Origin of the sequence: Acidovorax sp. LjRoot118, from assembly GCF_964253575.1 — a bacterium.
Classification (GTDB): Bacteria; Pseudomonadota; Gammaproteobacteria; order Burkholderiales; family Burkholderiaceae_C; genus Acidovorax.
Genome location: NZ_CAXURB020000001.1, coordinates 6,179,889 through 6,191,973, shown reverse-complemented (window position 1 = coordinate 6,191,973; position 12,085 = coordinate 6,179,889). Strand labels below are relative to the sequence as shown.

The following is a 12,085-nucleotide window of genomic DNA, read 5'->3' as shown; positions in this document are numbered from 1 at the left end:
AAAGCCGTGCTTACTCTTGCTTCGTTTGCTTCCAAATGCGGTCGGCGCGCTCCCAGGCGGCCTTGGCTGCGGGCTCAGCATCCTTCCAGCTCAGGCGGCTGGTTTCGCGGTCAGACTCCCAGCGCGTCTGCAGGTGGCCGCGCGCGTCGTCCCAGTCGGTGCGCCCGTCGATCACGCTCTGGTAGCCGTGGCGGTAGGCAGGCGCGTAGTCGTCATAGGTGTAGGCGTCGGAGTAGTAAGGCTGCCGGCCATGGGCGTCGCGCCAGTAGGCGTCTTCGGCCGTGGGGTTGACGGCTTCTGCGGCTCCCTTGCCGGCCAGGCCGCCCACGACGGCGCCGACCACGGCACCCACTGCGGTGCCGATAGGGCCGCCGACGGAGCCAACGGCCGCGCCGGTGACCGCACCGCCCGCAGCGCCGATGCCGGTGCCGACGGGGTGGGCGCCGGGTGCGCCGGTGATGGGATCAGGGTTGAGGTCTGGGTTGATGGTGTCTCGGGCCATGGTGTGCTCCTAATGTTGTCGGGTGGAACTCCATGGTCTATGCACCCACACTGGCGTGGCGTAGGCAAACGGCCCAATGCCGTGCCAGAGGGCAGGGCCTACCTACAACACCCTGCGCGGCGCGGCCGTGACCGCATCGCCGCTGTTGGGCGTGCCTGTCGATTCGATGAGCAGGATATGCGCCTCGGCACTGGCGCGCGGGCGGTGCTCCACCCCCTTGGGCACCACATAGAGCTGGCCGGGGTGCAGGGTGACCATGGCGCCGTGGGGTAGGTCGATCTCCACGGTGCCTTGCAGCACCAGGAAGAAGTCGTCGGTGTCGGGGTGGCTGTGCCACTGGTACTCGCCTTTGATCTTGGCGACCATGATGTCGTGGCCGTTGAACTCGGCCACGGTGCGCGGGGCCCAGTGGTCGGTGAACTGGGTGAGCTTGTGGGCCAGGTCGATGGCGGGGACGGCGGTGGCGGCGTTGGTGGTGTCAGGCATGGGGTAAGTTGGCTGTATGGCTTGGCTATACCGCGCCGATGGGCGGGTTGCTGTCTGCAGTGTCGTCACCGGGCGCGGGGCGGTCTTGTACATTTGTTGCATGCATGCCGGGGACCCAAACTCCTCCTCCTCTTCTCCCGCGTCGCCCAGCCAGCGCGACTGGGCCGAGATACGGCCCCTGGCCTCGGGCGGAGTGACGCTGCTCAACGCGCATTTCACGCAGCACCGGTTCGAGCGGCACAGCCACGAGACGTATTCGATTGGCGTCACGCGCTCGGGGGTGCAGACCTTTGCCTGCCGGGGTGCGCGCCATGCCAGCCTGGCGGGCGATGTGATTCTGTTCAACCCCGATGAGCCGCACGACGGCAGCCGGGGCACGGAGGCGGGGTTCGGCTATTCGATGCTGTACGTGGATGCCGCGCTGGTGCATGCGTGGATGGGCGACCGTGGCGCGGCCGGTGGCGGCGCGCACGACCGCAGCGGCATGGCCACCCGCTACTTCAAGGCGCCGCTGGTGCACGACCCGCAGGGCGCACTGCTGCTGCAGCAGGCCGTGGCGGCGGTGGCCGAGCGGCAGGAGTCGCTGCACGGCGAGGAGCGCACGGCCGCCGCCGTGCAGGCGCTGCTGGGCCGCCATGGCGAGGTGCGGGTGGACTGGGCGCAGAGCCTGGACGCAGGCCGTCAGCGCATGGCCCTGGTGCGCGAGTACCTGGACGCGCACTTTGCCGACGACGTGACGGTGCAGGCCCTGGCCACGCAGGCCGGCCTGTCGCGCGCACACCTGACGCGCGCGTTTACCGCCACCTACGGCATGGCGCCGCATGCCTACCTGAACATGGTGCGCGTGCGCCAGGCGCAGGGCGCCCTGCGGCAGGGCGGCGCGGTGGCCGATGTGGCGGCGGCCTGCGGCTTTGCCGACCAAAGCCACCTGACGCGGCGCTTCAAGGGTCAGGTGGGCATGGCGCCGGGGCGGTGGTTGTCGCACATGCAGGCCGGCTGATCAATCGCCAAAAGGGGGGTGTTGCGCCCACCGCACACCCCATAGGCACACGCACCTAAGTTGCTGCGCCCCGCTGTAAGCAGTTGCAACCCGATGCTAGAGTGCGCGGGCGGGTTTGCCCGCCTGCGTGGGGAGCGCAGTACCACCCAACAACGAATCCAACATCCATCATGCGTTTTCTGACGAGATACTTCCGCGCGCTGGTTCTGATCACCGCTGCGCTGGCCCTGGTGGGCTGCACCGCGCCCCGGGCCAAGCCGGACGCCGACCTCAAGGCCAAGCAGTTCACGCCCCAGGCCGAAACGGCTTCGCTCTACATCTACCGCAGCGAGATGACCGGCGCATCCGCCCCGATGACGGTCAGCGTCAACAACCAGTCGCTGGGCAAGACCAACGCCCGCACCTACTACCACCTGGAGGTGGCGCCGGGAAGCTACACCGTGGTTTCGTCGGCCGACAACACCTCCACGGTCACCGTCGAAGCCGAGGCGGGCAAGAGCTACTACGTGTGGCAGAAGGTCACGATGAGCCTGGGCTCTGGCACAGCGCGCGCCCAGGTGTCGCTGGTGAACGAGGCCCAGGGCCAAAAGGGCGTGCTCGCCAGCAAGCTGCTGACCACCAAGGTGCGCCCCAGCGCGTTTGGCGTCGCCCCGGCAGCTGGCAGCCCGCCGGAGGCGCCGGCAGCCGCACCGGTGGCACGCCGTGCAGCAGCAGGGCCAACGCCTGCGTCACCCACGGCAACCGCCGCGATGTCGATGCCGCATTTCGTGCCCGACGCCAAGCCAGTGAGCCGCGTCGCTAGGCCAGCAGCAGCACCAGCACCAGCCGCGCAAAACGTGCCCACCGCCGCCACCGTGCCCGTGGCGAGCCCTGCCCAGCCCGCACCCGCAGCAACGGCTGCCGCCGCAGCGCCTATGCCGGCCAACCAGAAGGAATCGCGTCTGCAATGGCTCAAGCAGATGCGCGATGCCAACCTGATCTCGTCGGGCGAGTACGAGACCAAGCGCCAGCAGGTGCTGAGCGCGCCCTGATCGATTGATCAGCCCATCCTTCCTACCGGCCAGCGATTTCGACCGGCAGGCGAACCCGCTGGGGCCGCCTGCCTGCTCAGGAAGCGCGAAGCCACCCAACCAAGAGTCCAAGAATCATCATGCGTTTTCTGACACGATATTTCCGTGCGCTTGCCTTGTTCATTGCTGCGCTGGCCCTCGTGGGCTGCGCCCAGGTGCCCCGGGCCGGCGTGACAGAAGAGGCCAAGGCCAAGCAGTTCGCACCCCAGGCCGAAACGGCTTCGCTCTACATCTTCCGCGACGAGCTGTTCGGCGGTGCGATCTCCATGCCGGTGAACCTCAACAACCAGAACCTGGGCTATACGGGGCCCAAGAGCTTCTTCTACCTGAACGTGGCACCGGGCCGGTACACCATCGAGTCGATGGCTGAGAACCAGGCCTCCATCAGCATCGACGTGCAGGCGGCCAGGAACTACTTCGTGTGGCAAGAGGTGAAGATGGGCCTGTTCCAGGCGCGCAGCAACCTCACCCAGACGGACGATGCCAGGGGCCGCCAGGGGGTGCTGGCCTCCAAGATGATCGCGGTGAAGCCAGGCATTGCCTTCGCAACGGCGGGCGGCGTGCCGATGGCGGTTGCACCCGCACCGGCTTTGGTAGCGACACCCGTACCGGCACCTGCATCCGCCCCAGCACCCGGTACCGCGCCCGCCCCCGGGTCTGCGCCAGCGCCGGCAGGCGCCACGGTGATGATGCCTTTCGTGCCCGACTCCAAGCCGGTGGCCCGCGCCGCAGCGCCCGCAGCAGCAGCGCCAGCGCCTGGGCCAAGGCCTGCGTCACCCACGGCAACCGCCGCGATGTCAATGCCTTTCGCGTCCGACTCCAAGCCGGTGGGCCGCGTTGCCCCGCCAGCACCAGCAGCAGCCCCCGCAGCGCAAAGCGTGCCCGCCGCCACCACGGTGGCGGTGGTGAACCCGGCCCAGCCCGCACCTGCGGCGACGACTGCCGCCGCGCCCATGTCCGCCAGCAAGAAAGAGTCGCGCCTGCAGTGGCTCAAGCAGATGCGCGATGCCAACCTGATCACCTCGGGCGAATACGAGACCAAGCGCCAGCAGGTGCTGAGCGCGCCCTGATAGACCAGGGCAGGCCACCATCCATCCATCGAAGGGCCCGCAAGGGCAATGCCGCTCAGTTAACCCTGAGCGGTATTTTTCTTGACGGGATACTGGGTCTTGGACATTCGAACCTCACGCGGATACCGCCTGTGGGACCTGCGAGGCGGCAGCACGAAGCGGCGGATGTTCTTTCTCATGGCTGCGAGCTTGGCCGGGATGGCCCCAGGAGTGCGCGAGCCTGAACTCCACAGCCACTCATCCACGATGTAGCGCAGCGCCGTGACGAAGCTGACTCGGCAGGGCTCGACTTTGGCCTCGTCTGCGATGCGTGTGATCTCCAAGCGGATCAGGTTGTACATCAGCAAAGTCGCCCACAACTCTTGCTTGACCCCATCGGGCTGCTGGCTGCGCAACGTCATCGCCTGGCCCAGCATGTCCGTCTTCATCTCCCCGTAAGCCAGCTCGATCTCCCAGCGCTCGTGGTACAGCGCGAATACTTCATCGGCCTTGTAACGCGCAGCGTCTGCCAGGGAGGTGAACACGGTCCTGGATTTGCCATCAAGCTCGCGTGTGATGGCCCGTACCTCCCACGTGAGCGGCAAGCCGGGGTCTTTCTTGCGAGCTTGGGGCGAGACCTTCATGCGCAAGCTCACATCGCCAGGGCCATGCGTTTGCACCACCTCACCCCTGAGTCCCGCACGTGCAGGGATCAGCCAGTGGCGCCCCTGGCGGTGCTGCAGCGGCCACAGCAGGCCAGCCGAGTAAAAGCCTTTGTCCACCATCACCAGCGAGTTCGGCGGCAACTGCGGCCACAGGCGTTCAGCCAAGGTGTACTCACTTGTGTCGTAGGCATCCAGGCTGGCATCTACCAACAAACGTGCTCTGGCATCGAGCAGGCAGGCCATGCGCACCAGGGGGAAGGGACTTTGGTGGTCTGGGTGGTTGCGCTGGCAGCCAAAGTGCTGGCGGTTGTCTTGCGTGTCGGGGGTACGCCAGACCACGCCATCAAGCGCGTACAGCGCCAAGCCTTGCCAGCGGTGGCGACCGGCCTCCTGGTGCGCCCAATGTGCAGCGGTGTGTCGAAACAGCCATTGCAGGGGCTCACTGCCCAGCCGTTGGCGCGCTTGGCTCAGCGCGCTGGAGCTGATGGGCTCATCGTGCTGCCCAGGCAGTGCCAACTCCAGTACCTCGGCCACGTTCACTATGGAACGGTCTCTGAGCAAGGCCACACCCAATACCAGCCAAAGTGCCTGCTCCATGGGCAATCGCCGCTTGCGCAGTGTTGCCACGCCACTCATCTGCAGGGCCTGTTCAATCCACTGTTGGGGTACGCTGCTTTGAACTACGCCCCATTGCTCGGGGGTTGCGAAGTCGTGGGTATCGCTCAGGTACTCTTGCAGCAGCATTGGCTATCGCTTGACCGCTATGGCCAAAGCTCGATTGATTGAAGTCTGCACTGTACAAACAACAAAGACCCCGAAGGGGCTTTGCTTAACTTACTGGCATTGCCCGCAAGGGCCCTTTTCTCATTGCGCGCCGGTACCCGCCTGTAGGACATTGCGCACCCGCTTTGCCCGCCGCATCCGACCGGCCGATCGGCCCGGACATGGTCCGATAGTCCCTTTGCATTTACAGGAGCCAAAACCATGTCTGAAAAGAAAGCCAGCGTTCATTGGGAAGGTGCGGGCAAGACCGGCCAGGGCCAGGTGAGCACCGAGACCGGCGCGCTCGACAAGCACCCCTATGGCTTTGGCAGCCGGTTTGGTGATGACCGCAAGGGCACCAACCCCGAGGAGATCGTGGGGGCGGCGCATGCCTCGTGCTTCACCATGGCGTTTGCCTTTGCGGCCGAAAAGGCGGGCATTGCCACCGAGGTGATCGACACCACGGCTGCGGTGCGGCTGACCAAGGAGGGCGATGGCTTTGTCATCGACCGCATTGCGCTCACGCTCAAGGCCAAGGTGCCGGGCATGGACGAGGCGGCATTCCAGAAGCTGGCAGCCGAGGCCAAGGCGAACTGCCCGCTGTCGAAGGCGCTGGCAGCGGTGCCGGAGATCACGCTGACGGCGACGCTGGTCAACTGAACTTCGCGAGTGCATCACCGGGCCAGCAACGGCCCGGTGAGTAGGGCTGGGCCGCTTCACGCGTCCAGCCCTTTCTTTTGGCTGCTGCCCAGTCTTTAGCGCAGCGCGCCGGCCAGCGCGGCGAAAGCCAGGCGGTCATAGTTGTGCGTGAAGGCGGTGTTGGGCACGGGGTGCGACGAGAGCTTGACCACCACCAGCTGGGCGGCCGGGTTGATGTGGATGTGCTGGCCCATCAGGCCCTTGGCCTCGTAGCTGCCGTCCACGTCGTGCGGCAGCCACCAGTGGTTGTGGTACGAGTAGCCGTTGCGCATGGTCTGGCCGGAGGCCTTGAACTTCTCGGGGTCGGCGCCCTTGCGCAGCTCGGCCACGGTGGCGGCGGAGATGACCTGCTTGCTGTTGAAGTGGCCGTTGCGGCGCAACATTTCGCCCAGGCGGCCCAGGTCGCGCAGTGTGGCGTTGATGCCCACGCTGGTGGACTGCGCGCCCGTGGGGTCGGCCCACACATAGCCGTCCTGCTCGGCACCCAACGGGGTCCAGAGGCGCTCGGACAGCAGGGTGGCAAAGGTCTTGCCGGTCACGCGCTGCAGGATCCAGCCGATGACCTCGGTATCCACCGACTTGTAGTTGAAGCCCTTGCCGTGCTCGCCCTCCTTCTGCACGGTGGGCAGGTAGTCGAGCATGGCCTTGGCACCGGGATAGTTGGCGGGCGCGGGCACCAGGCCGGCGGCGATGAGGTACTGGAAGATGCCCGATTGGGGATCGGCAAAGTCCTCGGCGTACTTGACGCCGGTGGTCATGTCCAGCGTCTGCTGCACGGTGGCGTCGGCCCAGGCGCTGCTGGCCAGCTCGGGCAGGTAGCGGGTGACGAGGGCGGAAGGGTCGATGAGGCCTTCGTGGATCAGCTCGGTGGCCAGCAGGCCGGTGAGCGACTTGCTCATGGACCACAGCACATGGGGCACGTGCGGCTGGTTACCGACGTAGTGGCGCTCGTACACCACGCGGCCCTGGTGGATAACCAGCAGGCCGTCGGTATAGGTGGCCTTTTGCCAGTTGGCCAGCGTGGTCTTGGCGCCCTTGTCGTCGAGGAAGGGCAGGCCCTCGAGTTCGAGCGGCGTGGCCTGCATCTCGCTTGCGGGGCCCGGGCCGCGCGCTATGTTGGCGGTGGGGCCCAGTTCGCGCAGGTGGTGCAGGGCCCAGCGGGCGTTGGGGTACTTGAGGATGGTGCCCAGCCGCACCTGCTTGTCGGGCGCGGGCGGAAACCCCTGCATCAACTTGAGCGCCACGGGGTCGGTGGCGTCGGGCGGCGGCAACGCAGGCTGCGCGTGGCTGGCCTGGGCCAGGGCGAGGAGGGCGGTGGCAACGGCCAGCGACAGGGCGCGGCGGGGAGGGTGCATGGTGGAGTTCTCCAGGGAAAGAAAGGCTTGGACAGGGGAGGAGGGGCGACGGGGAAAATGAAGGGGCGCGGCTTCGGCGGGAGGAGGTCGGGTCACTGCAGGGTCATTGCTGGGCCATGGCGGGCGCAGGCCCTGCGGGCGGGGGCCGGCGCCAGACCTGCGTCTTGCCGAACAGCGCGATGCCCACGTAGGCGTGCACGCGCAGCTGGTCGGTGCCGACGGGGGTGAGGGTGGCGCTGTAGGTCTTGGCGTTCTCGCGGTTGTAGATCTCGCCCTGGTGTTCGTTGGCACCGCTTGGCTTGAAGCCCGAGAGAAGGGTCATGCCCAGGGCCGGGCGCTTGTCGGCAAACTCACCCGCCTGGCCGGGGCCGGCCATGGAGCGGTTGGCCATGACCTTGACGACCTTGCCGCACAGGGTGGCGCTGCCGCTGCTGCAGGGAGCGACCTCGACTTCGAGATTGCCGCTTTCGGTGACCCAGCGGCCCAGCGGGGCGCGGGCTTCGGCGCCTGCCTGCTGGGCACCGGCGGGTGGCAGTGCGGCGTACAGGGTGAGCGCGGCCAGCAGGTGGAAGGCGGTGGCAGACTGCGGTGTCATGAAGGAGCCCTCGTGGTGAAGTTCAGGAAGACTGCATTGAAGCCAGTCCAGGTATCGGGCATTTGTCCTGGCAGGGGCTTTTGGTGTGCGCAGGTGTCGCAGCTGCGTGCAGACAAGTTGGGATACAAACCCTCTGCGGGCGCGCCCGCATTGCCCGGAGAATCGACCCATGCAGCAGCAGCCTGAAGACCACGTACTGATCGTCGACGACGACGCCGGCATCCGCGAACTGGCGGCCCAGTACCTGCGCAAGCAGGGCCTGCAGGTGAGCGTGGCGGCCGATGGGCGGCAGATGCGTGCGGTGCTGGCGGGCACGCGCATCGACCTCTTGGTGCTGGACCTGATGCTGCCCGGCACCGACGGCATTGCGCTGTGCCGCGAGCTGCGCAGCCCGGGCGCACCGGCGCTGCCCATCATCATGCTCACCGCGCGCAGCGACGAGGCCGACCGCATCCTGGGCCTGGAGCTGGGGGCCGACGACTATGTGACCAAGCCCTTTGCCGCGCGTGAGCTGCTGGCGCGCATCCACGCGGTGCTGCGGCGCACGCGCATGCTGCCGCCCAACCTGGCAGTCACCGAGCCGGCGCGCGAGCTGGCGTTTGGCGACTGGCGGCTGGACACCACGGCGCGCCACCTGCTGGACGCCAGCGGCGCGGTGGTGGCCCTGTCGGGTGCGGAGTACCGGCTGCTGCGCGTGCTGCTGGACCACCCGCAGCGCGTGCTGACGCGCGACCAGTTGCTGCAGCTGACGCAGGGGCGCGATGCCGAAGTGTTCGACCGCTCCATCGACCTGCTGGTGAGCCGCGTGCGCCAGCGCCTGGGCGACGGCGTGCGTGGCTCGCGCTACATCAAGACGGTGCGCAACGAGGGCTATGTGTTCTGCGCTGCGGTGCACGCCGCGCAGGCAGGGGCGGGAAGCGCATGAAGCGCTGGTGGCCGGGCTCGCTGTTCGGGCGCATTCTGCTGGTGCTGGCGCTGGGCCTGGCGCTGGCGCATGCGCTGACCTTCATGCTGGCAGTGACGGAGCGCAGCATGAGCATGCGCAACGCCATGGTGGGCTACCTGGCAAGCGACGTGGCCAGCTCGGTGGCGGTGCTGGAGCGGCTGCCCGCCGGCGAACGCGGCCAGTGGCTGGCGCGCCTGGCGCGGCGCAACTACCGCTTCGTGCTGGCCGAGCCGCTGCCGGTGCCCGCCAGCCAGTCGGCCCTGGCGCTGCTGGTGGCAGGCGCCGTGGCAGAGGCGCTACCGCCCGGCCGCACGCTGCAGGTGGTGGACCCCGGTGTACCGGGCACCGAGCTGCGGCTGCAGCTGCGCCTGGCCGACGGTACGCCGCTGGCCGTGGACATGGACGAGCCCCGGCTGCAGGTGTCGCGCTGGGTGCTGGCGGCGCTGGCGCTGCAGCTGGCGGTGCTGGTGGGCCTGTGCGCCTGGGCCGTGCGCGCGGCCACCCGCCCCTTGAACGCGCTGGCCGACGCGGCCGATGCCCTGGGCGCCGCGCAGGCGGCGGTGCCCCTGGCCGAGGACGGTCCGCGCGAGGTGGTGCGCGCCGCCGCCGCCTTCAACCGCATGCAGCAGCGCATACAGGCGTACCTGCAGGAGCGCATGCAGATCCTGGCGGCGGTGTCGCACGACCTGCAGACGCCCATCACGCGCCTGCGGCTGCGCGCCGACCTGCTGGACGACGCGCCCCTGCGCGACAAGCTGCATGCCGACCTGGCCGAGATGCAGTCGCTGGTGGAGGAGGGCATTGCCTACGCGCGATCGCCCCAGGCCGTGCGCGAGCCGCTGCAGCGCGTGGACCTGCGCGCGCTGGTGGAAAGCCTGGCCATGGACTACGCCGACGCGGGCATGCCGGTGCGCGTGCTGCACGCAGCGGACGGAATCTGCGACACACGCCCGCAGGCGCTGCGCCGGCTGCTGTGCAACCTGGTGGACAACGCGCTCAAATTTGCGGGCAGTGCCGAGCTGGCGCTGGAGGCCGACCCGCAGGGCCGGTGGTGCGTGCGCGTGCTGGACCGCGGCCCGGGCATACCGCAGGCGGAACTGGCCACCGTGCTGCAGCCCTATGTGCGGCTGGAAGACTCGCGCAACCGTGGCACCGGCGGCACGGGCCTGGGCTTGGCCATTGCGAACGAGCTGGCCCAGGCGCTGGGCGGGCGTCTGGTGCTGGCGCCACGCGAGGATGGCGGCGAGGGGCTGGAGGCACGGGTGGAGTTGCCGGCATAGCGCTGTAGCCGGGCCGCGCTGGTACAGTGCCCTTTCCGTGGATTGACTCGTGACAGGGAACGCCATGACTGACAGCAGCAACAGCAAGCAGCAGCACATCCGCATCGGCATCGGCGGCTGGACCTTCGAGCCCTGGCGCGGCAACTTCTACCCCGCAGGCCTGTCGCACGCCAAGGAGCTGCACTACGCCAGCCGCCAGCTCACGGCCATCGAGGTCAACGGCACCTACTACAGCACCTTCAAGCCGCCCACCTTTGCCAAGTGGCATGGCGAGACGCCCGATGGGTTCATGTTCTCGCTCAAGGCCAACCGCTTTGCGACCAACCGGCGCGTGCTGGCCGAGGCGGGCGATTCGATCGCGCGCTTTGTCGACAGCGGCATCTCCGAGCTCAAGGACAAGCTCGGCCCCATCGTCTGGCAGTTCATGCCCACCAAGCAGTTCGAGCCAGGGGATTTCGAGGCTTTTCTAGCGCTGCTGCCCAAGGCGGTGGATGGGCGCACGCTGCGCCATGTGCTGGACGTGCGGCACGAGAGCTTTGCCACACCGGCCTTCATCGAACTGGCGCGCCGCTACGGCTGCGTGCCGGTGCACACCGATTCGGAAAAATTCCCGGCCATCGCCGATGGGGCGGCCGATTTTGCCTACCTGCGGCTGATGCGCAGCCAGGCCGACGTGCCCACAGGCTATACGCCCGAGGCCATTGCCCAATGGGCCCAGGGCGTGCGCAGCTGGACGGGAAGCGAGCGGCCACGCGATGTGTTCGTGTACTTCATCAACGGCGCGAAGGAGCGGGCGCCGGCGGGGGCGATGGAGTTGATCAGGCAGCTGGGACTCGCCTTGCCAAAGGCCGAGCAGGGCACAACACCCGGGTTGTTCTAGACCGTTTCGCGCTGCCTGAAGCCCTGCGGTGGCTCACCGCCATCGGGCACATTGCCCACCACCACGCGCTCCACCTGCGCCTGCGCCGGCCCCTGGTGCGCCCAGTCGACGAGGGCCTGCACGGCCTGTGGAGTGCCCCAGGCGCAGGCCTCCACCCGGCCATCGCTGCGGTTGCGCACCCAGCCCTGCACGCCCAGGCGCTTGGCTGCCTGGGTCATGGACCAGCGGTAGCCGACCCCCTGCACATGGCCGGTGATGAGGAGGTGGCGGGTGATGAGGTTGTCGGAGTCCATGGCCGGCACTGTACCGCGAGCCTTGCAGGGCAGGCACGCCGGGGGCACACTGCCCGTATGAGCACAGCCCCACGCAAGGCCCTGCCCGCCATCGACACCGACCGCTGCACCGGCTGCGGCTGGTGCATCGCCGTGTGCCCGCCGCATGTGCTGTCGCTGCAGGTACAGGGGCCGCACAGCTGGGGGCCCAAGCGATCCAAGCTGCACGACGAGCCGGGCTGCACGGGGTGCGCGCTGTGTGCGGTGCGCTGCCCGTTCGATGCGATACGCATGGTGCGAACCACGGGCCATGCAACGACCGCTTGACGCCCCCCAGGCCGAATCCGCTACACTGGCAGCCATGTCGTACACCTCCATCCACACCGCATTTGCTGCCGCTGCCCCCATGGGCATGGCCATGATGCTGCCTGCGTTCACGCGGGCGATGGGTGCACGAATGATTACCACCATTACCCCCGCGGCCACCTGAGCACGCGCAGGTGGCCGTTTCGGCAGCCACCTGG

Annotated in this window: 15 protein-coding genes; 9 read left to right on the top strand and 6 right to left on the bottom strand. The window is 68.0% G+C overall.

Annotation, left to right across the window (positions count from 1 at the left end; genetic code table 11):
* Positions 1-10: 10 nt before the first annotated feature.
* Positions 11-502, bottom strand: a complete 492-nt coding sequence (locus tag ACSQ9E_RS29175) for a hypothetical protein (protein ID WP_436219871.1) — start codon at positions 500-502, stop codon at positions 11-13.
* A gap of 102 nt (positions 503-604) precedes the next feature.
* Positions 605-988 carry a cupin domain-containing protein gene (locus tag ACSQ9E_RS29170; RefSeq protein ID WP_436219870.1) on the bottom strand — a complete coding sequence of 128 codons (384 nt, stop codon included), beginning with the start codon at positions 986-988 and terminating at the stop codon, positions 605-607.
* Between the two features lie 100 nt (positions 989-1,088).
* Between ACSQ9E_RS29170 and ACSQ9E_RS29165 the strand changes: the two genes are divergently transcribed.
* The 3 genes from ACSQ9E_RS29165 to ACSQ9E_RS29155 all read left to right on the top strand — a co-directional run bounded on the left by ACSQ9E_RS29165 (position 1,089) and on the right by ACSQ9E_RS29155 (position 4,128).
* On the top strand, positions 1,089-1,988 hold the full coding sequence (locus ACSQ9E_RS29165) for an AraC family ligand binding domain-containing protein (protein WP_436219869.1): 900 nt from the start codon (positions 1,089-1,091) through the stop codon (positions 1,986-1,988).
* A 170-nt stretch (positions 1,989-2,158) separates the two neighbouring features.
* Positions 2,159-3,019 carry a DUF2846 domain-containing protein gene (locus tag ACSQ9E_RS29160; protein ID WP_436219868.1) on the top strand — a complete coding sequence of 287 codons (861 nt, stop codon included), beginning with the start codon at positions 2,159-2,161 and terminating at the stop codon, positions 3,017-3,019.
* A gap of 119 nt (positions 3,020-3,138) precedes the next feature.
* Positions 3,139-4,128 carry a DUF2846 domain-containing protein gene (locus ACSQ9E_RS29155; protein ID WP_436219867.1) on the top strand — a complete coding sequence of 330 codons (990 nt, stop codon included), beginning with the start codon at positions 3,139-3,141 and terminating at the stop codon, positions 4,126-4,128.
* A gap of 59 nt (positions 4,129-4,187) precedes the next feature.
* On the opposite strand, the gene ACSQ9E_RS29150 is transcribed toward ACSQ9E_RS29155, so the two are convergent.
* A complete protein-coding gene (locus tag ACSQ9E_RS29150; protein WP_436216982.1) occupies positions 4,188-5,516 on the bottom strand; it encodes an IS4 family transposase in 1,329 nt (442 codons plus the stop codon).
* A 240-nt stretch (positions 5,517-5,756) separates the two neighbouring features.
* Between ACSQ9E_RS29150 and ACSQ9E_RS29145 the strand changes: the two genes are divergently transcribed.
* Entirely contained in the window at positions 5,757-6,194 is a 438-nt protein-coding gene (locus tag ACSQ9E_RS29145; protein WP_057200479.1) for an OsmC family protein, read from the top strand.
* Between the two features lie 95 nt (positions 6,195-6,289).
* On the opposite strand, the gene ACSQ9E_RS29140 is transcribed toward ACSQ9E_RS29145, so the two are convergent.
* Both ACSQ9E_RS29140 and ACSQ9E_RS29135 read right to left on the bottom strand, forming a co-directional pair.
* Complete coding sequence (locus tag ACSQ9E_RS29140; RefSeq protein WP_436219866.1) at positions 6,290-7,588, bottom strand: serine hydrolase domain-containing protein; 1,299 nt, start codon at positions 7,586-7,588, stop codon at positions 6,290-6,292.
* Positions 7,589-7,691: 103 nt separating this feature from the next.
* Complete coding sequence (locus ACSQ9E_RS29135) at positions 7,692-8,183, bottom strand: DUF2147 domain-containing protein (protein WP_057266904.1); 492 nt, start codon at positions 8,181-8,183, stop codon at positions 7,692-7,694.
* A 169-nt stretch (positions 8,184-8,352) separates the two neighbouring features.
* Between ACSQ9E_RS29135 and ACSQ9E_RS29130 the strand changes: the two genes are divergently transcribed.
* The 3 genes from ACSQ9E_RS29130 to ACSQ9E_RS29120 all read left to right on the top strand — a co-directional run bounded on the left by ACSQ9E_RS29130 (position 8,353) and on the right by ACSQ9E_RS29120 (position 11,289).
* Positions 8,353-9,108 carry a response regulator gene (locus ACSQ9E_RS29130; protein WP_057266903.1) on the top strand — a complete coding sequence of 252 codons (756 nt, stop codon included), beginning with the start codon at positions 8,353-8,355 and terminating at the stop codon, positions 9,106-9,108.
* Positions 9,105-10,409 carry an ATP-binding protein gene (locus ACSQ9E_RS29125; protein ID WP_436219865.1) on the top strand — a complete coding sequence of 435 codons (1,305 nt, stop codon included), beginning with the start codon at positions 9,105-9,107 and terminating at the stop codon, positions 10,407-10,409. The genes ACSQ9E_RS29130 and ACSQ9E_RS29125 overlap by 4 nt, the downstream gene beginning before the upstream one ends.
* 64 nt (positions 10,410-10,473) lie before the next feature.
* Positions 10,474-11,289 carry a DUF72 domain-containing protein gene (locus tag ACSQ9E_RS29120; RefSeq protein ID WP_436219864.1) on the top strand — a complete coding sequence of 272 codons (816 nt, stop codon included), beginning with the start codon at positions 10,474-10,476 and terminating at the stop codon, positions 11,287-11,289.
* Here the strand turns inward: ACSQ9E_RS29120 and ACSQ9E_RS29115 are convergent.
* Positions 11,286-11,582, bottom strand: coding sequence for an acylphosphatase (locus ACSQ9E_RS29115; protein WP_057266900.1), 297 nt, complete (start codon positions 11,580-11,582; stop codon positions 11,286-11,288). The genes ACSQ9E_RS29120 and ACSQ9E_RS29115 overlap by 4 nt on opposite strands.
* Positions 11,583-11,639: 57 nt before the next feature.
* Between ACSQ9E_RS29115 and ACSQ9E_RS29110 the strand changes: the two genes are divergently transcribed.
* Both ACSQ9E_RS29110 and ACSQ9E_RS29105 read left to right on the top strand, forming a co-directional pair.
* On the top strand, positions 11,640-11,888 hold the full coding sequence (locus tag ACSQ9E_RS29110; RefSeq protein WP_436219863.1) for an ATP-binding protein: 249 nt from the start codon (positions 11,640-11,642) through the stop codon (positions 11,886-11,888).
* Entirely contained in the window at positions 11,872-12,051 is a 180-nt protein-coding gene (locus ACSQ9E_RS29105) for a hypothetical protein (protein WP_157412363.1), read from the top strand. Before ACSQ9E_RS29110 ends, ACSQ9E_RS29105 begins: the two co-directional genes overlap by 17 nt.
* Positions 12,052-12,085: the final 34 nt, after the last annotated feature.